Origin of the sequence: Echinicola pacifica DSM 19836, from assembly GCF_000373245.1 — a bacterium.
Lineage (GTDB): Bacteria > Bacteroidota > Bacteroidia > Cytophagales > Cyclobacteriaceae > Echinicola > Echinicola pacifica.
Window position 1 is genome coordinate 367,954 of the sequence record NZ_KB890738.1, and the last position, 22,259, is coordinate 390,212.

The window sequence follows — 22,259 nt, forward strand, 5'->3', positions numbered from 1 at the left end:
AAATAAAAATAGCTTTCACTTCCCCACCGCAACCCGAAAAGAAACATAATTAAAGTCAATTTTATTCCGAATAAGTTAATATATTTGCGTTAAACACAAAGAAATTGACTAAAGTGGAAATCAATAGGATAAAAGTTGCTCTTGCTGAAACAAGAAGAAAAAACAAATGGCTGGCTGAACAAATCGGAAAAGATGAATCAACTATATCTCAATGGTGTACTAATGCTAGACAACCATCTTTGGAAAATTTATTAAATATCGCTAATGTCCTAGAAATTGACATTAGAGATTTGTTATGCTCAACTAAAGAAAGTGCTTAAATGAACGATTCTAAAACATACATCGATTTGTTTTCAGGTTGTGGAGGGCTTTCACTCGGACTTCATAATGCTGGATGGAAAGGTGCATTTGCAATTGAAAAAAGCGAAGATGCTTTTAAGACCCTTGAACACAATCTAATCAAAAAGAAAAAACACTTTGATTGGCCAAATTGGTTAGAGCAAAAACACCACGATATAAATGAAATTTTAGATAATAATTCTACTGACCTGATAAAATTGAGAGGTAAAATCGATTTGATAGCAGGTGGACCACCTTGCCAGGGGTTTTCAATGGCAGGAAGAAGAATTGAAAATGATTCTAGAAACGATTTAATTAATTCCTATATAAAATTTATTGACTATGTAAAACCAAAATTAATTTTCTTTGAAAATGTTAGGGGTTTTACTCTCGGTTTTAAAAACAACGACAAAAAAGGGAAAGCTTATTCAACTCACGTAGTTGAACAACTTCAAAATTTAGGTTATTCTGTGAGAGGTCAATTAATTGATTTTTCTAAATATGGTATTCCTCAAAAAAGAACAAGATTCATTTTGGTCGGAATTCAAAACGATTTTATTAACGAAAATCCATCTATAAATAAGGATAGTTTTTTTGAAGGAATTGTAAATAATAAAGAAGCTTTTTTAGTCAATAAAAATCTTACTCTTAATCCTACATTAGAAAATGCGATTTCGGACTTACTTCAATCTAATGGGTTTGTAGATTCTGAAACGCCAAACTTCAAAGAAGGAGTTTATGGAGAAGCTATATCAAACTATCAAAAATTTATTAGAAAATATAAGAGAAAAAATAGTAGAGTTGATAGTCATAGGTTTGCAAAACATACAGAAACAATACGAGCTAGGTTTAAAATTGCTTTGGATGAAAATTTAACAAGTTCTGCTTATAGAGAAAGGTTTCAACTTAAAAAGAGTAGCACAAAAATTCTCGAAGCTAGTAAACCAACACCAACTATAACAACATTACCTGACGATTATATTCACTACTGTGAGCCAAGAATTATGACTGTACGTGAATATGCAAGGATACAATCATTTCCAGATACATATGAGTTCAAAGGAAAATACACGACAGGAGGAAAAAGAAGAACTCAAGAAGTTCCAAGATATTCACAAATTGGTAATGCAATTCCACCTTTATTCGGAGAGCAAGCAGGATTGATTTTAAAACAGCTTATTTCCTAATGCAGAAAACACCTTTACAATTTAAAATTAGTTCTGCATTAAAGAACATCATTGGAAGTGATTTAATTAGTGATGATTTCATTGCTGTCTTTGAATTAGTAAAAAATTCATATGATGCTCACGCCACAAAAGTTGAAATAACATTCGAAAATATTTATTCCGATAATGCCAAAATCATAATAAAGGATAATGGTAAAGGAATGAACTATGACGATTTAATTAACAAGTGGCTTTTTGTTGCTTATTCTGCTAAAAAAGAGGGAACAGAAGAAGATAGTTATGATTACCGCGATAAAATTAAGGTAAAAAGAGCTTATGCTGGTGCAAAAGGAATCGGTAGATTCTCTTGCGACAGACTTGGTGGCGAATTATATCTTGAAACTATTAAAGATGAACCAAATTCAAAAGTTGAAACATTGCTCACACAATGGGACAAATTTGAAGGTAATCTTAAAGAAGAATTCGTAAATATTAGTGTACTTCACGAAACTATTAAAAATAGTAACTACGACATTAAACACGGAACTGTTCTTGAAATTTCAAACCTTAAAAGCGAATGGAACAATAAGAAATTTTTAGACCTTAAAAATGCTCTTGCAAAACTTATAAATCCAAACACTCAAATTCAAGAAGATGAGTTTACAATAGAATTAATCGTACCTGATGAACTTATTAATGACCAAAAGGAATCTGAATACCACAATATTGTAAACGGAGAAATACAGAACTTAATTTTCGAGACTTTAGAAATTAAAACCACAAAAATCGTAAGTAAAGTTCTCGGAAAAGACAAAAAGAAAATAGAAACTTCATTAATTGAAGGAGGAAAGTTAGTTTATAAAATTATCGAAGAAAACAAGTATGAAAACTTGTTTAATGTGGATTGTGAACTTTACTTTCTAAATCATTCAGCTAAAATTACTTTCAAAAAAAGAATGGGAGTTGATTCTGTTAGCTATGGTCATATTTTCGTTTATAAAAATGGATTAAGAATTTACCCTTATGGAGATAGGTACGAAGACCCATTAAAAATGGATAATCGTAAAGCTCAAGGATATAATAGATATTTAGGAACCAGAGAGACGCTAGGTTATATTTCAATCAATGAACCCAATGAAGAATTACGAGAAACTTCAAGTCGTGGAGATGGACTAATAAAGTCAAAACCATATTTTGAATTAGTTGATTGGTTTTACGACAATTTAAGAAGACTTGAAAGATATATTATAGATATAACAAATTGGGGAAATGATTTATCAAACGAAGACTATATTAAATTAGGCGATAAAGGTCAGCGCGAGGCTATTGAAAACCTAATTGAAAACCTTACCAAATCTAAAGGAATTATTTCTTTTGAAGTTGCACCAGAGATTTTTGAAATAATTGACAAAAAACAAAAAAACTCAACAAAGAATACTCTAACAAAAATAAAAAAGCAGTTAGAGAGTGATGATTACGATAAAAATTCTATCGTAGAAAGTATTTCCAAAATAGAAAAAAATCTTGATGACCTAAAGAAATCTAGTGAAGAAGCTGGAGAAGAAGCATTAGATACGTTAATCAAAAATGATGAGTTAGAAACTAATTTAGAAACTGAAAAGAAAAAAGGTGCTTTTCAAGGAGCCTTAATTGGTACAGACAAGGAGAGAATCGTTGGTTTACAGCATCAAATTTATCATTCTTCAAGTAGAATTACTAGAAATCTTAAATTACTTATCCAGCATTTAAGTCCTAAAAATCTAGATGTTAAAACCCAAAAATATATTAAAACAATTTCTTTAGAAGCTTCTAAAATTAGTTCAATTGCAAACTTTGTAACCAAAGCCAATTTCAACTTAAAGGCTTCAGAAATAAAGACTGATTTGGTTGACTTTATTAAGGATTATATAAATGAATTATATCTTTTAGAAGATAAAGTTATTGATACATCAATGGACATTATCATTGAAGATGATTTTAAAGGAGAGTTTATAAAGGAGTTTAGACCTTTGGAAATTACAACAATCATTGACAATTTAATTTCGAATTCAGAGAAAGCTAAAGCAACTATAATAACTTTAAATTTCAGCAAGAAAAAATCTTTGCTTTTAATCAATTTTCAAGATAATGGAAAAGGCATTCCTCAAAAGCATATGGATAATGTTTACGATTTAGGTTATACAACCACCAATGGTTCTGGAATTGGTTTATTTCAAGTAAAAGATTTGGTTAAAAACAGTTTAAAAGGAGATATTGATATTGAATCAGAAGAGAAAAAAGGCACCTCTATAAAAATAATGATAGGATGAAACTAGAATATAAAATACTTTGGCTTGACGACCAAATTCAGGACTTTATTGATGATGAAATGATTCAAGATGTGGAAGAATATTTAATTGAGCAAGGTTTTCAACCAAAAATTATAACTGTTTCAAAATCAGAAGATTTTTTCAAATCTTTAGATGATTCTTTTGATTTACTTTTAACTGATTATCACTTAAACGATATCAACGGAGATGAAGTGATTAAAAAAATTCGTAGCCAAGAGTTTTCTGTGTTATCGGAAGTACTTTTCTATACTGCCAAAGCAGACTTAAAAGATACCGACAAAATNAATCGAGTTAGTTTTTTAGAGACAAATACGCTTCTAGGAGACCACAGAGAATTAGTTTTACAGGCAACAATAAGTCTAATTGGACTTACATTAAAGAAATTCCAGAACATAATAGCAATGCGAGGAATGATAATGCACGAAACAAGTTCCCTTGATGTCGAAATGATTGAAATAATCAAAAAGGCATTAAAAAATGAGAGCTTAAATTTTGAAGAGGTATCCATATCAATTTATGACCAACTAATCGATTTATTCACCAAAAAAACTGAATTTGTTCAAGAGTGTAAACGAAAAATGAATTTCAATCAGTTGACAAAGGACAACTTCGTTTATAGTGCAAAGTATAAAATACTAACACTATCAAAAATTCTTGAAGACTTGAAAATGACAGATTTCTCTACTGAATATGATTCTGAAATTAACTCAATTAGGAATAAGTTTGCTCACGCAGTTTTGAAAAAAGACGAAAACGGAAGAGAGTTTTTTAAACACCAAGAAGACGGAATTGATTTCAATGAAAAACTCTGTAAAGTAATTAGGGAAAATATAGTAAAGCACAAATCAAATTTAGATGAATTGAAAGAGCGAGTTTTAATTAAGCCCTAGCTCTGTTCAAGTACATTTAAAGTTTGCTCGTGCCTCACAAATTTAAAAGAGCTTTCACGCCAACGCTCAGATCTGAACTAACCGAAAACCTCGGAAGACCAAGCAGAACATGGAAAGCCAGCTGCCAATCGAGTAGACGGCCGTGAGCAATAAGCCCACGGCGCGCCTCTCACACCACCGTACGTACGGGTCTCGTATACGGCGGTTCATTGAATCTGAGGTTGCGTATTTAAGTAGTAGTCGAGCATCGAATTGTACCTTTTCGCCTTAGTCTTGATAAGGTGTGAGTATTCCACTTCATAGTATACCACTATTCCAGAGCAAAGTATACCAGTGATTCCAGGGGGAAAGTATACCAGTAAACAGGTTTTCGATTTGGTATTATTTCCTGTTTGTATGAACAGGTACCTCTCTGGTTTTATCTGACATTCCGGCATAAAGTATACCATTGAAAAGTTTTAATCAGTGGCTATTTAATTTGGTGATAGTAATCAACTTTTACCAAAGAGTATGGTGGATATTCTGGACAATACTGACCCCTGTTCCGGTCATATTGCCCCCTCTAAAAATGGGTTTGGTTGACAGTGAAGTGCTTCGAAATCGCCACCTTCGGGTAGCTGCAAACCGTTAGCGGTAATAAGACAAACCAACTGTAATCTTGAATTTTAATACGTTTATCCTTGATTTGAAAACTTTCTAAATAGGTATGCTCCGTAAATTTGTAAAAAAACAAATATTATGAGTACACAGAAAGTTTGGTTTATTACTGGAGCCTCTAAAGGTATGGGGCTTGAAATTACAAAAGCAGTTTTAGATAATGGCGATAAAGTCATTGCAACTTCGCGAAATACGGAAGCGCTCTTAGAAAAAATTGAAGAATACGAAGGAAATTTGCTCCCCATAAAGCTGGACATCACCAAAGAAAAAGAGGTTAAAAATGCTATTTCAAAAGGCATAGATGAATTTGGACAAATAGATGTTGTGGTTAATAATGCAGGGTATAACCTGTTGGGTAATATCGAAGAAATAAGTGATGCCGAGTTTAGAAAAACAATGGATGTTAATGTTTTTGCAATGACCCATATCATCCGAAATGTTTTGCCACACCTACGCAAGCAAAAATCGGGGCATATTATTAATATCGCATCTATGATGGGTTATATGAGTTATCCTGCTAACGGTAGCTATAGCGCTTCAAAATATGCGGTTATTGGACTATCAGAAGCACTTGCTCAAGAAGTCGCTCCTTTTGGCATAAAAGTAACTATCCTTGCTCCAGGAACATTTCGTACAAATTTTATGAATGTGGACAGTCTGAATGTTGCGAAAAATAAAATAGACGCCTATAATTTGGATAAACAGGTTGAACAGTTTACGGGGTTTGATGGTAAGCAATTAGGAAATCCTAAAAAATTAGCAGCCGTAGTACGTAAACTTGCAGAAATGCCGAATCCTCCCTTGCATCTTCCTTTAGGTTCTGATAGTTATAATGCCATTTTGCAAGTTCGCAAAAACGAAAAGGAAGAAATGGAACAATGGAAATCCTTATCTTTATCTACTGATTTTCAAGAAAAATAATATGAAAAAAGCTGCTCCATATAAAATTGAATCCATATCTGAACTTCATAGATTATTCAATTTGCCAAAACCAATTCATCCTTTAATAAGCGTGATTGATTTTGAGCATTTGAAATTCGATTCTAATGAAATTTGGAGCAGTTTTTATTATGATTTCTATTGTGTAGCGATTAAAAAAGAGGCTTCAGGCAAGTTTCGGTACGGACAAGGTCATTATGATTTTGATGAAGGAGTAATGAGTTTTACCAAGCCAGGTCAAATCTTTTCTGTTACAAATCTTGCAGATGACCCTAAGTCAGGATATATGATGGTTTTTAAACCTGACCTAATACGGTATTATGAATTGGGCAAACATATTGGTAATTATGGATTTTTCTCCTATTCCACCGCAGAAGCGCTTCACCTTTCTGAAAAAGAAGACCATATCATTACGTCCCTGATGCATCAAATGCAAGATGAACTAAAAAATAACATTGACCATTACAGTCAAGATTTAATAGTGTCGCATATTGACTTGCTTCTGAATTACGCAAAGCGTTTTCATAATAGGCAGTTTTTGACACGAAGTTCTGTGAATAATGATATTGTCATAAAAATGGAAGAATTAATGGATGTGTACCTAAAAAGTGATGCTACACTATCGGGTGTTCCAACGGTCAACTATTTTGCAGAAAAACTCAATATCTCTCCTAATTATTTAAGTGATTTACTGAAAAATGCTACCGGCAGAAATGCACAAACCCATATTCAAGAATCCATAGTTAGAAGAGCGAAAGAACTACTTTCCACAACTAATCTTAGCATAAAGGAAATTGCTTATGATTTAGGGTTTGAATACCCACAATCATTCAGTACTATGTTTAAAAAAAACACACAACAAACACCCTTGCAATTCAGGGCATCATTTAATTGAAAAATTTCTACTGCTTGCAAAGGATTTAAAAATCAGCGGGTTTAGTTATTAAGTGAAAGAAAAAGAATAGACCTTACATTAGCCTACAAGAATCATATATTTGGCTACAAACACCCTTCTGTTTCTGCGGAATTTTGTTGAGCGATTTTGCAATACACATAAAAACAGAAAAGATGAAAATTACACTTGCAGGTTCATTAGGCCACATCGGTAGACCGCTAACGCAGGAGTTGGTACAAAAAGGACATTCAGTAACGGTGATAAGCAGTAACGCCGAGAGGCAAAAAGACATTGAAACTATGGGAGCTACAGCAGCAATTGGCTCTTTAGATGATGTTGATTTTATTACTTCAGCATTTACAGGTGCTGATGCTGTATTTTGTATGGTGCCACCGGCAAACTATTTTGACCATAATCTTGATTTGCTAGCCTATTATAAAAACTTAGGACATAACTACGCACAAGCCATAGCACAAAGTGGAGTGAAAAAGGTCGTTAATCTAAGTAGTATCGGAGCTCATATGAAGGAGGGTAACGGCATACTTCAGGGTACTTTTTATGTGGAAAGCATACTCAATGCATTACCTTCAGATGTGGCAATTACTCAAGTTCGTCCTACCGAATTTTATTATAATTTGCTGCCGCAAGTTCATTCCGCGAAGGAAAATGGTTTTATAGCTTCTAATATTAAAGGTGAAGTTATAAATGCTTGGGTATCACCCACGGATATTGCTAGCGTGATTGCCGAGGAGATTACTTCAAAACTTGCTGGACAAAAAGTACGGTATGTGGCAAGTGATGAACTTACATACAATGAATTGGCAAAGATCTTAGGTCATTCGATAGGAAATCCACACTTAAAATGGGTTGCCTTAGCGGATGAACAGCTGAGTGAAGGCTTGAAAGCTGCCGGCATGCAACCAGCCATTGCAGAGGGTATGACAGAAATGTATGCAGCTATAAACAGTGGTTTACTGTACGAACATTACAACCAACATAAACCCAAAAAGATGGGCAAGGTCAAGATGACAGATTTTGCTCAAGATTTTGCTGAAGCGTATAATCAACTGTAGCTATAGAATATGAAAAACTCACCGCCTCAGCATTTCAAAACAATTAGCGAATACCATCGATTCCGAGGTTTACCTAAACCAGAACACCCATTGATGAGTGTTATAAATTTAGATGAAATAAGAATTCTTCCAACTGATGAGCAAACCAGTTGGATATTTGACTTTTACTCTATTGCTTTAAAAAGAAACATTGATTCTACGGTAAAATACAAATATGGTCAACAAACCTTCGATTTTGATGAAGGCATAATGTTTTTCATTGCTCCCAAACAGGTTTTTTCGGTCGAAACAGAGGGAAACTATAAGCTTTCGGGATGGATGCTGCTCATTCATCCCGATTTTTTATGGCAAAGTCCATTGAGAAAAGGCATAAAACAATACGAATTCTTTAGTTATTCGGCCAATGAAGCCCTACATCTTTCAGATAAAGAGGAGACCACAATAATCAATATTTTCCAAAGCATACAACAGGAATATGTTTCCAATATTGATAAGTTTAGTCAGCCCCTCATTATTGCCCAGCTAGAAGTGTTACTAAATTATTCAGACAGATTTTATCATCGGCAATTTATAACCAGAAAAATATACAACCATACCCTATTAAATCGTCTGGAAGAAATACTTAATGAATATTTCAATCAGGACAGTTTGATAGAAAGTGGATTACCTACAGTTCAAAGTATTGCTAAAGAACTAAATGTATCGCCTAACTATCTTAGTGGTTTGCTAAAGACCTTGACGGGGCAAAGCACACAACAGCATATTCACGAAAAATTGATTGAGAAAGCAAAAGAAAAGTTATCAAGCACCAACTTCTCAGTAAGTGAAATTGCGTATTCATTGGGCTTTGAACATTCACAATCGTTCAGTAAGCTATTCAAAACAAAAACAAGCTTTTCGCCTTTGGAATATAGACAGTCATTTAACTGAACAAAAGGGCAAAGAAGCGAAACACACAACCCCATATTTCAACCCCGATTCGGTTACAATTAACCTTGATTTGGAAACCTCTACTTTTTAAAGAAGGTCGAGTTTTGCATTGTAGAACTTAAAAAGATAAAACAATGCAAAAAGTGTGGTGGTGAGCCAAGATATTTAGAAGACCCCCTGCCCAGAACTGGCCCTGCGTGTTTGCCCCTTACGGCTGTCCCTTGCGTGCTCCCAGTCCAGTTCCTGCCATCCACAGTTCAGGAAGTAATAAGCTTCCTTGGATGTCTTTTTCATCCTGCAACATTAGGTATTCAGAAGGCCTGTATCAATATGTTGGTTGTCGGACGGATATGTATTTTTAACTTTAGCACGAGAGTGATCTCTTGCAAGATTATTTGCTTTGAAACTGATAAGTAAGATCTGAATAGAATGAAACAGCATCAAAGGTATCAATATCATTCCGGCACCTGGTAAGCCCACAAATATCAGATTAAAGAACACCGTGCCATGTACCAACGATTTTTTTGTGCCGCAGAATTGTGCCGTGATCTGGTCTTCTTGGTTAAATTTTAACCACTTGGAGCTAAGACCAGTTATCTGATACACCACCGTAAATAGTGCAAGAACAGCAATAAAAATAACTGCGATATCAGGCCAAGCCATATCTACAAAGAGATTTGTAGCAAAAGAGTGAGAAAAGGAATTGTAGATAATCAGCAAAATGATGCTCTTATCGAAGGTGGCTAACTGCTTACTGAACCGTTGCCCATATTTGCCCAACCAGCGTTGAAGTAAAATTCCTAGAATGACAGGTAGGACAATTTCCAGTGCCAGCTGTAGATACAATTCTGAAAAGTCGAATCCCTCCAATTTGCTTTTAATTATCAAACCCAGCCAAAGCGGAGTAATGAAAATACCGATTAATCCGGAGATGCTGGCATTAAAAATAGATGCAGGAATGTTTCCTTTTGCCATCGAAACCATCACTACCGAAGATGACACGGTGGAGGGCAAAACAGCAAGGAAGAATATTCCCATCCAGATTAGCTCTTGTTGCTCATTATGGATAAAGGGATAGAATATCAGGACTAGCAGTGGAAATAAAAGGAAAGTACTTAGCTGGATTAGAATATGCAGCTTCCAATTTTTGAGGCCCGCTGTCAGTTTCTCCGGGCTCAGTTTTAATCCATAAAAGAAAAAGATCAGGGAGATTCCCAAAGACAAAACTCCATTTATTGGAAGCTCCTTCAAGGCTGATTTTTCGAAAGGAAAGAAATAGGCAATTACAATCACCAGTACTAATCCAATGAGAAATGGATCCAGTCTGAATTTTCCTAAGCTAAATGTTTTTTTCATGAGTGCTTACCTTTATAATTGTTTCGATAGGCGTAATACACGATTTGAGGAAGAATAGTAATGGATAGAATCATACATACAATTAAGCCACCCACGATCATGATGGCCAGTGGTTTTTGTATTTCCGAACCCATACCTGTAGAGAGAGCAGCGGGCAATAATCCCATAGATCCCATCAGTGCGATCATCAAAACGGGTCGGATTCTGTTGTAAACTCCATTGGAAATAGCCTTGTGAAGTGGAATGCGTTCGGCCATGTTTTGCTTGATATTCCCGATCAGTACTATACCATCAATCGTCGCCACACCGAAGAGAATGATAAATCCTATCCCGGCCGAAATACCAAAAGTCGTTCCTGTGATCCAGAGCGAAAAGAAGCCTCCGATAAATGCAAATGGTATTACAATCAGAGAGACAAGTGTATCCTTGAGATTTCCTTCGAAATTCAACCAAAGCAAGAACGTTATTAACAAGAGTGAGATAGGAATGATGTACATCAGCTGCTTAGTAGCTCGCTCCTTACTTTCAAATTCACCAGCCCAAGTCACCTTCGTGGTTTCTGGAAACTCCACATGCTCATCCACTTTGGCTTTGGCCTCGGCGATGGTGCTTCCCAAGTCACGACCTTCTATACTGAATCCAACGGCAATGTATCTGCTGCTTCCTTCTCGGTAAATGAAAGTTGGGCTAGTATGGAAGTCGATGGTGGCGATTTCCCGAAGTGGCACTTTCTTCCCATCTTTGGTTGGAATAAGAATTTCCCCGATTTTCTCCTCGTCATCCCGATACTCTTTCATAAATCGGATTCTCACATCAAACATGCGCTCATTTTCGAAGAATGTCGTGGCAGCTCTTCCGCCAATTGCCATTTCTATTACCGCCTGAGCATCACTCATATCTACGGCGTATCTGGCCATCTTGTGATCGTGAAGCTGAATGCGAAGTTCAGGAAGACCGATGTTTCGGTATACGTTTAGATCTTGAATCCCTTCCACATCTTTGATACTTGCTGCCACCTTGTCTGCGTAATCTTCAAGTTCGAACAGATCTTCTCCGAAGATTTTAATAACCAATGAGCTTTTTACACCCGCCACATATTCTTCCACATTATCCTGAATTGGCTGACTAAACCCAAACACAATACCTGGGTAAGTCTGGAGTGAGGAACGCATTTGATCGATCAGCACCTCCTTTTTGATGTCCCGAGTCCATTCTTCTTCCGGATGGAGCTCAATGTGGAATTCTATATTAAAGAAGCCTGTAGGATCCGTTCCGTCATTTGGCCTACCCACTTGCGCCAGCACAAATTTCACTTCATTAAATTCACGAAGTGAAGATTTCATTTCCTTACTTAGCCGATTGGACTCTTCTAGGTTTACACTATTGGGTAAAGTGGCACGTACATAGACCGCACCTTCATTGAGTTTCGGAAGAAATTCTGTACCAATATTCATGAATCCTACCCCACTTATCACAATTAAACCAACGAAAATAGCTATCGTCACTTTTCTGTGTTTGGTGCTCCACAGGTATAGTTTAAACAGGCCATTTCTAAAGGATCGGGTAATTAAATTGTCTTTTTCCTGAATGTTTTTTGTCAGCAAAACTTTACACATCGCCGGCACATAGGTCAAGCTAAGTATCAATGATCCCAACAAGGCGAAACCTAGGGTGAATGCTAGTGGAGAAAACATCTTACCTTCTACCTTTTGGAAAAAGAAAATCGGAAGTAATGCCACGATTAGTATAAGCAAGGCAAACATTATGTAGGAAGCCACACTTCCAGCGCTGCGTTTGATAATCCCTGACTTGGAGATCTTATTGAAGCGCTCAAAGCCCAGCTCATGTGCCCGCTTCTCCAGTCCTACAAATGTCCGCTCAGCGATTACCAGAGCTCCTTCCAGTAGTAATCCAAAATCCAAAGACCCCATGGAGATTAAATTAGCTGGCATATCCAACATCCTCAATGCAGTGATGGCAAAGAGAAAAGATAGTGGAATAACTGAGGCCACGATCAGCGTTAGACGCCAGTTGTACAAGAAAATAAAGACGATAATGGAGACTAAAACAATCCCCTCGATTAGGTTTTTGGTAACGGTGCTTACGGTCAGATCGACTAATTTTGTACGGTCAATGAAGGGCTCTATTTTTACATCTGCCGGCAAAATCCGATTGTTCAGGTCGTCGATTTTATCTTTGAGTCTCTCGATTACTTCACCGGGATTTTCTCCGCGAAGCATGATGACGATCCCTTCTACCAGGTCTTCTTCATTTTGCAAACTTGCGATTCCCAATCTTGGCTTCGCCGATACTTGCACTTCTGCCACGTGCTTCACCAGGATAGGATTGGTTCCTTTTACCTCGATGAGAATATTTTCTATATCCTCAATACTTTCCAGCAAACCAACTCCACGTACCACATACGCCTGACTTCCACTTTCGATGATGTCTCCGCCAACGTTAATATTACTTTTGGCAACAGCCTCATAGACTTCCAGTGGTGAAAGATCGTAATTGGCGAGTTCTGTTGGATTAATTTTAATCTCATAGGTTTTTTCTTCTCCCCCAAAACTTACTACATCCGCCACACCTGGAACAGCTACCAGTTCCCGTTCGATTACCCAGTCATGGATAGCTGACAACTCACCGATTGGCTTTTTACTCTTTAGTACATAGCGGAATATTTCACCTGTTGCACCATAAGGAGGCTCTATTTCAGCGTCGGCTCCTTCAGGGAGATCTGCACTTTGAAGTCTGTTTGATGTGTATTGCTGGGCATAAAAGTCATCGATTTCATCTTCGAAGATGACCGTGACTACTGATAATCCAAAGAGGGAAATAGAACGAACATCAGACTTTTTGGGGATGGTGTTCATTTCCTTCATCAGCGGAAGCGTGATGAATTTTTCTACTTCTTCTGCGCTTCTTCCAGGCCATTGGGTAATGATTCGAGCCCGCGTATTGGTAACATCCGGGAATGCTTCTATCGGAGTATTCATATAACTGATCACACCTGCTATAAATAGTAGGCCTGTCAGGAAGAATACGATAGTAGAGTTTTTGAGGGCAAATCCGACGATTCCCTGTACTAATTTTTGCATGCTCTTAGTTTTGGAAATTTTTCAACTGCTCGTAAACCAACAATGCATTCGTGGACAGGATTTTTTCACCTTCATTCAACCCACTGCTGAGGTACGCAATACGCTCGTTTTTACTTTGTATGTCAATTTTTCTTATCTCAATACTGCATTCATTTCGGTACACCAATGCAAAATATTGATTGGCATCGAAAATAAGATTTCCAATAGGAACTCCAATAGCAGAGCCAGTAGCATCCTTTGCTACATAGACATCTACAAGCATTCCAGGCTTAAGTTTGAGGTCTGTATTTTCAAGTACTATCCTGGCTTTCAGCACCCTAGACTCCGGGTCAAGTACTTGAGATATTACAGATACTGTACTTTTTAGCCTCATATCTTTGTAGGAAAGATTCCTGACTTCCGCCTCCATTCCTTTGCTGATGTGATTTACATTGGATGCATACACATTGGCCATCACCCAAATTTCCTCAAGATTAGCTATGGTAAAAAGTGGATCACCTTGTGAAGAAATTTGAGTGCCACCCACGATCCGCTTGTCTGTGATGATGCCTGAAACAGGTGATTTGATATGAAAAACCCCATCAACTTCACTTGGAGAAAAGAGGTTTAGATTGTTAGTTACCCGATTCAATTCGTTTTTCAATATGTCCAGTTCACTTTGTGCCTCCAGTAAATCTTTTTGCGAAGATATCCCGCTTTCATACATGGATTGCGTTGATTCGAGCCTCTTGGTTACTACTCTCAATTGCGAGTGCAGGGACTTTTGCTCCGACTGCATAGAAGTAAGCTCAGTACTTTTTAGCTCAGCCAATATCTGGCCTTTTTTCACTTCCTCCCCGATGGAGAAATTGGTTTTGGTGATGATACCGCTTACTAATGAAATGAAACTGAGAACATTATCTGGATTGGTTTCCACGGAGCCAGTGAGGTGTAATTTCTCGATGACGGGTTGTTCAGTAACATCATAAAAACCCACTTTACTTTTAAAATTTTCCGTAAGACAGTAGCTAGTAGGTTTTACTATTACTTCCTCAGGTGCCTGAGTACAGCTGACAGTAAACAGGCAGATAGATATTACGACCAATAGCGTTCTATAAGAGTTCTCTTGCATTTTTTAGTTGAATAAGTCTGTTCCCAATGAATAGTTGAATTCCTCTGTTTTCTTCTGGATATCTAGTTTATTTCCGAGAATGATTGTTTTATTTTCCAAATAGGCCTCCATGAAATCCAGGAAGGCTAGCATTCCGATATCTCTATTTTTGAAGTTATAGACATAGCTTTCCAGTAAATCGTCGAGTGTCTGTTCATAGTCTGGCTCAATTTCATTATATAATTCGATGCTTTTTTGAAGATTTTGCCAAGAAAGGATCAGTTCATTACTAACCTCCTGAGCCTTATATTGGGAGAGTAGTTCTGTGGTTTTTAAAGCATATTCAGCATGTCTGATAGCCCCTTGGTTACGATTAAATACCGGTAAATCAATTGTAAGTCCTAGTCCAAAAAAGTTGTAAAGAAAGTTACCTCCTCTATCATATCCAGCCTTTAAAGTGATATCAGGGACGCGCTGTGCCCGCTCGTAGAGGTAGTTTTTCCGCGCATATTCCTGCCCCAAAACTTTTAGTTTATAATCCGGACGAGATTCCAGGGCTTTCGCAGAAAGATCACTCAAATTGAGGTTTTCAAATTGATTGATTTCCAGATCAAAATCATGATCAGTCAATACCAGAACTATATCAGAGGGTAGATTGAGGAGTAATTTGAGGTCTTTTTGTTCGCTGTGAATCTCAACGTTTAGATCGTTGATAGTTTTTACTATTTCCAATTCGGCAGCTTTTAGCCGTATATATTCTCCCTGAGGCACATTTCCCAGCGATACTTGATTGTTGTAGGCAATAGAGAGTAGCCGGATAGATTCCAGCTGTGTTTGGTATAGGTTTTTGGAAAACTGAAGGTATTGCAAATCGCTAAGACTGTTTCTAAATTCCAATTTCAATCCACGAAGCAATTCTTGAAAGTATTCAGCAGCCATCGACTCATGTACCTGCTCCCGATCCACGAGTTTTTTGCGCTTTCCAGCAGTTTGAATTAACTGTTCTATTGAGGCTGAGATTTGTTGATTTTTGCCAAAATTTCCTGATATAGGAGGAAGACCCTCGCCAAAATAACCAGTACCATTTAGGCCGTTGACAGAGGTGCCGATATTGATTTCATCGATTTCAAAGCTGGGATTGGGCCATAACTTTGCCTGCATCGTCAATGCTTCCGCCTGGGGTATTTTCAGCTGTTCAGCCATAAGTAAGAGGTTCTCCGCCAAAAACCTTATTTCACTTTCTTGCCTGCTTAAACGGATGGTATCCTGGGCAAGACAGTAAGAGTGGGCAAAAAATAGAAGAAATAGGCTTGTAAGAATGTACTTTTTGATGTCCATATTGTGATAAATTGATGAACAAAAGTAGATTCAATGACCTTAAAAAGACCTTAATTAGGATAAAGATTACCTTAAGGGAAGTTTAATAGAAAAAATGTTTTTGTTACTTATGCTACTTTCATAATGGATGGTTCCACCTGCGAGTTGGATGATTTTTTTGGTCAGTACAAGCCCCAGACCAAACCCTAATTTGCCTTGACTGTTTTTTCCTCTAAAAAAATGCTCAAATAAGAGTGGCTTCTCATTTTCCAACAGCTGTGGACCAGAGTTGGAAATTGATACCAGAATCTCCGTTTCTGATTTACAATTGACCGAGATCGTCGCACATTTATTATCACTATAGGCGATGCAGTTGGAAAGCAAATTCTGGAAGGCTTGCTTGAGCAATACCGCATTACTCATGATTTCCAGTTGCTTCTCCTGCATTTCGTCCCCTTCATAATCTAGTTGGAAATCAAAGAAGAAGTCAGGTCGGATAGTCTGCAGGTCCGCCATCAAATCAAACAATATCTCGTCCACACGTATTGAACTCATCTCCAGCTCCTGGCCAGCTTCTATTTTTGAAATCTGCAATAGGCTATGTATGATTTCTCCCAGAAACTTGGCTTTATAGGCCAATTGGGACAGCTGATCAGCCAACTGATCGTCACCCAATTGATCTTTTAATCGCTCCAATTCGGACACCAGCACAGAAATAGGTGTTTTGAGTTCGTGGGAAATATGCTGCACAGCATGCTTTTGAAATACCATCGATTCATTCGTTCTTCTAAGTAGCTGATTGAATCGTTCGTAAAGCTGGTCGATTTCCAGTGAGCCGGAGGCAGGGAGTGTTAGCAGTTGATTTTCGCTGGGATTAAAATTGAAATGGTTGATATCCTCCGAAAGCTGATCGATAGGCTTTGCCAATTTTTTGGATAGAAAAAAAGAGATCAGTACTATGGTTAGTAGGATACCGATGAAGATCAGCGACAGGGTGTTTTTAAGAAAATCCAACTTAGTAAGACCATATTCGTCGTAGGCTTTAGAGATAGCATAAAAGCTCTTACCGTCTTTATCATAATAGGTTCCGATGACGTCATAATCACCTTCTTTCGTCTCTAGCCAGATGGATTCCGGAGAAAGAGCATTGAGAATTGATTCAGATTCTTGAATAGACAAATCATCGAGGCTGGAGAAAATCAATGACTTTTCGTCGTCAAAAATCATCAGTTTCTCATCAAAAAAATCATTAATTGTGAGTTCATCCATCGACTTGGAGAGATTCTCACTTTTTTCCTTATACTGTGAAATCAGGTTTATCGTCAAGATGATCTTGGCCTTTTGTCTTTGCTGAAATTCCTCCTCTCTATAGGCTGAAAATAAGATGAATACCGCTGTTAAAGAAACCGCTGCCAGTATGGTAACCGCCGTTACAAAGTAGATCAAAATACGATTTCTAATTCTCATAAGACCTCTAGATAATACCCATAGCCTACTTTGGTTTTAATAGATTGGGTCTGGAAAGGCTTGTCGATTTTTTTGCGAAGAAAGTTGATATAAACCTCAATTGTGTTAGTGTTGGCATCCATGGACGTCCCCCAAATTTCGTGAATCAATTCTCTTTTTGGCACAATTTCCCCAGGGGTCTGGGCAAGCTTTTTCAAAATTTGAAATTCTCTAGGAGTAAGGCTAATCTCAGTTCCGCACTTGGTTACTCGACTTTTTCCCTGATCAATGGTCAGTTCATCGATGACAATTTTTTGGTTTACTTCAGCTTTTGCCCCAGCTCTTTTTAATAGAGAATTCACTCTTAAAATTAATTCCCGCATGAAAAATGGTTTGCTCAAATAATCATCCGCACCGGAATTATAGCCTTTTATTTTATCTTCTAACTCACTAAAGGCGGTTAGGATGATGACTGGAGTCAATAAATTATAACTTCTGAATTCATTTAGCACATCAAATCCATTTTTACCGGGAAGGCTAACATCCAAAATTATACAATCATATGAATGCTGTCTCAAGGTTTTTTCAGCAAGCAAACCATCATAAAATATGGAAACTAGAAAACCTTCTGCCTTCAGCGCTTCAGAAATATTGGCGCTCAAAATAGGGTCGTCTTCGATTAGTAGGATTTCCATGGATATGAAGGTAATCCATGTTTTAATTTTGGAAAAGTATTACAACAATTAAATTATATTAAACAGTAAGCATTTTTTAGATGGATCTTTTCCACCCAAATACACCCCTTAAATTTTCATTGTATTTTATTAGGAGAATATTAACTGGTCGGGCTTGGCATCACCTTCATCCCCAATTGAGATAAACTATAAACTTCCATTTTTCAGATGGTCCAACTGGATTTTTTTAATTCTGATAAATTGATTTTGTAATCGACTGACATTTAAATAGATACTATCAAACTTCTAACAAAAAAAGCAATTGTTTAAATATGCTTTTATATAAAGGTGTAAAGGTGCGACTATTTATATGAATCCATCCAGCAAATTCGGATCAGTGGGTTTGACCGAATTTGAAGTGAAGTATTGCTTGAGGATCTTTTCCATTTCCTCTCTCGGTTTGGTAAGGTTGGTGTATTTGGCTGCGCCATCCAAACTGAAGACACTGTCATTTAGGTAAGCGTTGATTTGAGCAAGGCTTGGATATAAAACACTTCCATAATGACATTCAATTGCATACAAACTTTGGTTCATATAACCCAATGCGCTCCGATCCGCATCCGTAGGGTGAAAGCTGATTTCGTCCAAAAGCCAATTGATTTGTTCTTGGGTTGAGTTAATCCCGTCCACTGCTAGCTGCAGTTGGAACTCCTGGCTGATTTTCTCTTGAATGTTGGGCAAATCTTTGGCAGTGATATTTTCCAGAATTACGGTATAGTGGGTTTTGGGATTATATAGCAGCCAGTTTTTTCTTCGATCAATATAAAAAATCGTAGCATTCCACTTCCCAAAAACTCCTGTAATTTCGGTAGAACTGGTAGGAATAATTTGCTTTTTGATCAGTTTTTCCAGCTTTTTACTGACGTGGATAGGTGTGGGCATGGCAGTTCGATTTGAACTGTAAAGATAGGGATTTTGAGATTTCTCTGGGTTGATTGGGGCTATCCTTCTGCTTGACTTTTCACTTCCATCCTGAGCATGCTAGTGAGTTTAAAATTAGGTTTTTGATTTTTTTTCTAATAATATGGCAAGGCTTAATGAGAGAGAGCTCTTCCTACCACTTCCTAATGATTATTTAAGTGGGTTTCCTGCAGTAATCATCGACCAGCTTTTCTTATATTAAGCCTACGAGAGTAACCTGAACCTTGAACCTACCGAAATGAACTCCTTGACTTTGCTTATTACCTGTGGTGTTTTGGCCTTCTTTGCATGCACAAGCACTCCCGACCAGGAGCCGCTAAGCCTGGCAGAGGATGAGCGTGCCAAGTGGATAGAGGATGGTATAGCTCTTCCCGAAAGTGATTCTTTGTATTATCTGGAACATCCCTCCCCTTTATTTAGAAAGGAGTTCAAAGCCACTAAACTGGTGAAATCAGCCAAGCTGAGCATCACGGCAGCGGGCTATTTCAAAGCTTCTGTCAATGGGGCCGCCATCAAGGAAAATGTCCTTGATCCTGCCTGGACGGACTTTAGTAAGCGCATTTATTATTCAGAATATGATATCAGCTCCCTGATCGAGCAGGGGGCAAATTGCCTTGGCGTATCCCTAGGCAATGGCTTTTACAATCCTCTTCCATTACGAAAGTGGGGAAGGCGTAACCTAAGAAAGGACCTGACTGTGGGCAAGCCGGTCTTCATCGCAAAACTCCTTATCCAGTACGAGAATGGCGATACCGAAGAAATCGTAACAGACAGTTCGTGGAAATATACCCTCGGCCCAATCATCAAAAACAGCGTTTATATCGGCACTGCTTACGATGCCAATCGGGAGGTGGAAGGATGGAATATAGCTGGGTTTGATGATGAGGAGTGGAAAGTGGCGACGATTGGCCGTTCTCCCGGCGGCAAACTTGAAAAGGCGTTTTTCCCAGCTGTTGCAATAAAACAGGAGATCATTCCAGTTGATATTCGATCTCCGGAAAAGGGCCTCTGGGTGGTTGATATGGGGGTAAATTTCACTGGAACGTACCGAATCAAATTGGCAGGAAATGCAGGGGACACCATTTCCTTCAAGTTTGGCGAGCGCATATACGAAGATGGAAAGGTCAATCCGATGACCACCGTGACGGGCCAGATAAAACGGCCAGGCATAGGTGGTCCTGGAGCCCCGGCTATTGCCTGGCAGACGGACAGTTATATACTTGGGGATAAGAAGGAGCAGTGGTTTAACCCTGATTTCACCTACCATACCTATCGGTATATGGAGGTAAAGGGTCTGAAAGAAAAGCCCAAAACGGAGGACATTCGTGGCCTATTTATGCACAGCGATGTGATCAATCAAAACAGTTTCTCAAGCTCCTCCCCTTTGCTTAATGACATTCAGGAGGCCTCAAAGAGGACGTTTTTGGCCAATCTCGTGAGTGTTCAGTCGGACTGTGCCGCCAGGGAGAAATTTGGCTACGGGGGGGATTTGAATGCAACGAGTGAGACCTTTATTTATAATTTTGATATGCAGTCTTTTTATCGCAAAACGATTTACGATTGGGTCGATGCGATGAAGGATTCCACCTTTGTCGATACCGCCCCCTTCACTGGTGTGGAGTATTGTGGCATTAGCTGGGAGTCGGCATATTTGACTACCCAGTATTATTTATACCTTTATTATAATGACACTGACCTCATTCATGAGCTTTATGATCTCAATAATAAATGGATGGATAAAGTAGCTAGGATTCACCCTGAAGGTCTGGTCTCAGAGGGACTGAGTGACCATGAATCCATGGAACCGGTCCCCGTGCAGCTTACAGGTACCAGTCATTATCTCCAATGTGCGCGTATCATGGCCACATTTGCTAAGGAAATGGGAAATGCGGAGGATGCGGATAAATATGAGAAACTAGCCAATCAACTTAAAAATCAGATCAGAGCTGAATATTGGGACAAGTCATTCTCAGGAGAGATCAATAAGCAAACCCTATTTTCCACCCTGCTTTATCATAAGATAGTGCCGGAGGCGGAGGTTCCTGCGGCCTTCGATTCACTGCTAGTAGCGATAAGGAATGGCCCTAGCCAGCATCTGAATACCGGAATATTCGGGACCAAGTATGCCTTAGAAGTCCTTGCTGAATATGGCTCTCCAAACGCCGTATTTGATATAGTAAACAGCAGGGACTATCCTGGTTGGGGATATATGATCGATCGGGGAGCCACCACGATATGGGAAACGTGGAAAGAAAGTGACAATACTTACTCCAATGCCCACCCCATGTTCGGAACGGTTTCGGAGTGGTATTACCGGTGGCTAGCAGGTATTCGTCCGGACCCGGAAAAGCCCGGATTTAAGGAGTTTTATATCAGCCCCACCAACCCTGAAGGGCTGGAATCAGCAAGGGCGGTTTATAATTCTCCCTATGGAGAAATAGTATCAAAGTGGCACAAACAAGCATCGGAGGGCTATTTATACGAAATAAGCGTGCCTAATGGCTCCCTAGCCAAGGTAAACCTGCCCTTTCGCCCATCCCAATCCATAACAATCACCACTGATAATGGACAAAAACCCGAAACCGAAATAGAAGGTCTGCAAACTGGCCAGTTTTCTTTAACAGAGGGAAAATATATAATAAAAGTGGGGGCTTAGAAAAGATCGACCCTGACTACACCCCTGCATCGATCAGGGACTGAAGATCTATCTGCAATTAAGAGGTGGAATCATAATTTCAAACTTCCTACTGGGCCTCCAGCCAAACTGAGGCCTAGTAAAAATAACCAGCGAGTAAAATCCAATTCTTTTTTTAGAAATAATAGCCTCGGGGAAACAAATAATTTTATCCTAGAATGACAGAATAAGTTCTAAAAACTGATAAAAACTCATTTCACAGCAAATTTTCTATCAATTATCGTAAGAATGGGGTCCTTGAGGCAGCACTATCACCTGGGAATCAAATTACTCAAAGCATTGCAGAACATTCTTCCTCCCTTCCCTAACCTCTTCTTGCTAAAAAGACCCTAAGGCATTTATCGGAAACTTATCCAAATCTCGGAAATAGCTGTATTTTT

Annotated in this window: 16 protein-coding genes; 8 read left to right on the top strand and 8 right to left on the bottom strand. The window is 38.1% G+C overall.

The annotated features are described in order from the left end of the window. Positions 1–113: 113 nt before the first annotated feature. The 7 genes from B050_RS0101575 (at position 114) to B050_RS0101610 (ending at position 9,219) form a co-directional block, all read left to right on the top strand. Complete coding sequence (locus tag B050_RS0101575) at positions 114–320, top strand: helix-turn-helix transcriptional regulator (protein ID WP_229802433.1); 207 nt, start codon at positions 114–116, stop codon at positions 318–320. After that, a complete protein-coding gene (locus B050_RS0101580) occupies positions 321–1,526 on the top strand; it encodes a DNA cytosine methyltransferase (protein WP_018472114.1) in 1,206 nt (401 codons plus the stop codon). Then, positions 1,526–3,814, top strand: a complete 2,289-nt coding sequence (locus tag B050_RS0101585) for a sensor histidine kinase (protein ID WP_018472115.1) — start codon at positions 1,526–1,528, stop codon at positions 3,812–3,814. Before B050_RS0101580 ends, B050_RS0101585 begins: the two co-directional genes overlap by 1 nt. A gap of 1,649 nt (positions 3,815–5,463) precedes the next feature. Then, complete coding sequence (locus B050_RS0101595) at positions 5,464–6,303, top strand: SDR family NAD(P)-dependent oxidoreductase (protein WP_018472117.1); 840 nt, start codon at positions 5,464–5,466, stop codon at positions 6,301–6,303. Position 6,304: 1 nt separating this feature from the next. Further along, a complete protein-coding gene (locus B050_RS0101600) occupies positions 6,305–7,216 on the top strand; it encodes a helix-turn-helix domain-containing protein (protein WP_018472118.1) in 912 nt (303 codons plus the stop codon). A 173-nt stretch (positions 7,217–7,389) separates the two neighbouring features. Then, positions 7,390–8,289, top strand: coding sequence for an NmrA family NAD(P)-binding protein (locus B050_RS0101605; RefSeq protein ID WP_018472119.1), 900 nt, complete (start codon positions 7,390–7,392; stop codon positions 8,287–8,289). A gap of 9 nt (positions 8,290–8,298) precedes the next feature. Then, positions 8,299–9,219, top strand: coding sequence for a helix-turn-helix domain-containing protein (locus B050_RS0101610; RefSeq protein WP_026235535.1), 921 nt, complete (start codon positions 8,299–8,301; stop codon positions 9,217–9,219). Positions 9,220–9,384: 165 nt separating this feature from the next. Here the strand turns inward: B050_RS0101610 and B050_RS23720 are convergent, their stop codons facing one another. The 8 genes from B050_RS23720 to B050_RS0101650 all read right to left on the bottom strand — a co-directional run bounded on the left by B050_RS23720 (position 9,385) and on the right by B050_RS0101650 (position 19,145). After that, positions 9,385–9,513: a hypothetical protein gene (locus tag B050_RS23720; protein ID WP_262485344.1), complete on the bottom strand. Its 129-nt coding sequence runs from the start codon at positions 9,511–9,513 to the stop codon at positions 9,385–9,387. 9 nt (positions 9,514–9,522) lie between these two features. Beyond that, positions 9,523–10,575 (bottom strand): bile acid:sodium symporter family protein, encoded by a 1,053-nt coding sequence (locus B050_RS0101620; RefSeq protein WP_018472122.1) that lies wholly within the window; start codon positions 10,573–10,575, stop codon positions 9,523–9,525. Further along, positions 10,572–13,676: an efflux RND transporter permease subunit gene (locus B050_RS0101625; protein ID WP_018472123.1), complete on the bottom strand. Its 3,105-nt coding sequence runs from the start codon at positions 13,674–13,676 to the stop codon at positions 10,572–10,574. The genes B050_RS0101620 and B050_RS0101625 overlap by 4 nt, the downstream gene beginning before the upstream one ends. A 4-nt stretch (positions 13,677–13,680) precedes the next feature. After that, the gene (locus B050_RS0101630; RefSeq protein ID WP_018472124.1) at positions 13,681–14,787 is read right to left on the bottom strand and encodes an efflux RND transporter periplasmic adaptor subunit; all 1,107 of its coding nucleotides are present in this window, start codon (positions 14,785–14,787) and stop codon (positions 13,681–13,683) included. Positions 14,788–14,790: 3 nt separating this feature from the next. Further along, on the bottom strand, positions 14,791–16,104 hold the full coding sequence (locus B050_RS21955; protein ID WP_018472125.1) for a TolC family protein: 1,314 nt from the start codon (positions 16,102–16,104) through the stop codon (positions 14,791–14,793). Between the two features lie 66 nt (positions 16,105–16,170). After that, complete coding sequence (locus tag B050_RS0101640) at positions 16,171–17,550, bottom strand: HAMP domain-containing sensor histidine kinase (protein ID WP_018472126.1); 1,380 nt, start codon at positions 17,548–17,550, stop codon at positions 16,171–16,173. After that, positions 17,547–18,224: a response regulator transcription factor gene (locus tag B050_RS0101645; RefSeq protein ID WP_018472127.1), complete on the bottom strand. Its 678-nt coding sequence runs from the start codon at positions 18,222–18,224 to the stop codon at positions 17,547–17,549. The genes B050_RS0101640 and B050_RS0101645 overlap by 4 nt, the downstream gene beginning before the upstream one ends. A 345-nt stretch (positions 18,225–18,569) precedes the next feature. Beyond that, complete coding sequence (locus tag B050_RS0101650; protein ID WP_018472128.1) at positions 18,570–19,145, bottom strand: DUF6933 domain-containing protein; 576 nt, start codon at positions 19,143–19,145, stop codon at positions 18,570–18,572. Positions 19,146–19,422: 277 nt separating this feature from the next. Here B050_RS0101650 and B050_RS0101655 point away from each other — a divergent pair, with 277 nt between their 5' ends. Continuing rightward, positions 19,423–21,840 carry an alpha-L-rhamnosidase gene (locus B050_RS0101655; protein WP_018472129.1) on the top strand — a complete coding sequence of 806 codons (2,418 nt, stop codon included), beginning with the start codon at positions 19,423–19,425 and terminating at the stop codon, positions 21,838–21,840. Positions 21,841–22,259 lie beyond the last annotated feature (419 nt).

Excerpts from the sequence above, each read along its gene's own strand:
- B050_RS0101580 (WP_018472114.1), top strand. The coding sequence starts at position 321 with ATGAACGATTCTAAAACATACATCGATTTGTTTTCAGGTTGTGGAGGG.
- B050_RS0101585 (WP_018472115.1), top strand. The coding sequence starts at position 1,526 with ATGCAGAAAACACCTTTACAATTTAAAATTAGTTCTGCATTAAAGAAC.
- B050_RS0101595 (WP_018472117.1), top strand. The coding sequence starts at position 5,464 with ATGAGTACACAGAAAGTTTGGTTTATTACTGGAGCCTCTAAAGGTATG.
- B050_RS0101600 (WP_018472118.1), top strand. The coding sequence starts at position 6,305 with ATGAAAAAAGCTGCTCCATATAAAATTGAATCCATATCTGAACTTCAT.
- B050_RS0101605 (WP_018472119.1), top strand. The coding sequence starts at position 7,390 with ATGAAAATTACACTTGCAGGTTCATTAGGCCACATCGGTAGACCGCTA.
- B050_RS0101610 (WP_026235535.1), top strand. The coding sequence starts at position 8,299 with ATGAAAAACTCACCGCCTCAGCATTTCAAAACAATTAGCGAATACCAT.
- B050_RS23720 (WP_262485344.1), bottom strand. The coding sequence starts at position 9,513 with ATGAAAAAGACATCCAAGGAAGCTTATTACTTCCTGAACTGTGGATGG.
- B050_RS0101620 (WP_018472122.1), bottom strand. The coding sequence starts at position 10,575 with ATGAAAAAAACATTTAGCTTAGGAAAATTCAGACTGGATCCATTTCTC.
- B050_RS0101625 (WP_018472123.1), bottom strand. The coding sequence starts at position 13,676 with ATGCAAAAATTAGTACAGGGAATCGTCGGATTTGCCCTCAAAAACTCT.
- B050_RS0101630 (WP_018472124.1), bottom strand. The coding sequence starts at position 14,787 with ATGCAAGAGAACTCTTATAGAACGCTATTGGTCGTAATATCTATCTGC.
- B050_RS21955 (WP_018472125.1), bottom strand. The coding sequence starts at position 16,104 with ATGGACATCAAAAAGTACATTCTTACAAGCCTATTTCTTCTATTTTTT.
- B050_RS0101640 (WP_018472126.1), bottom strand. The coding sequence starts at position 17,550 with ATGAGAATTAGAAATCGTATTTTGATCTACTTTGTAACGGCGGTTACC.
- B050_RS0101645 (WP_018472127.1), bottom strand. The coding sequence starts at position 18,224 with ATGGAAATCCTACTAATCGAAGACGACCCTATTTTGAGCGCCAATATT.
- B050_RS0101650 (WP_018472128.1), bottom strand. The coding sequence starts at position 19,145 with ATGCCCACACCTATCCACGTCAGTAAAAAGCTGGAAAAACTGATCAAA.
- B050_RS0101655 (WP_018472129.1), top strand. The coding sequence starts at position 19,423 with ATGAACTCCTTGACTTTGCTTATTACCTGTGGTGTTTTGGCCTTCTTT.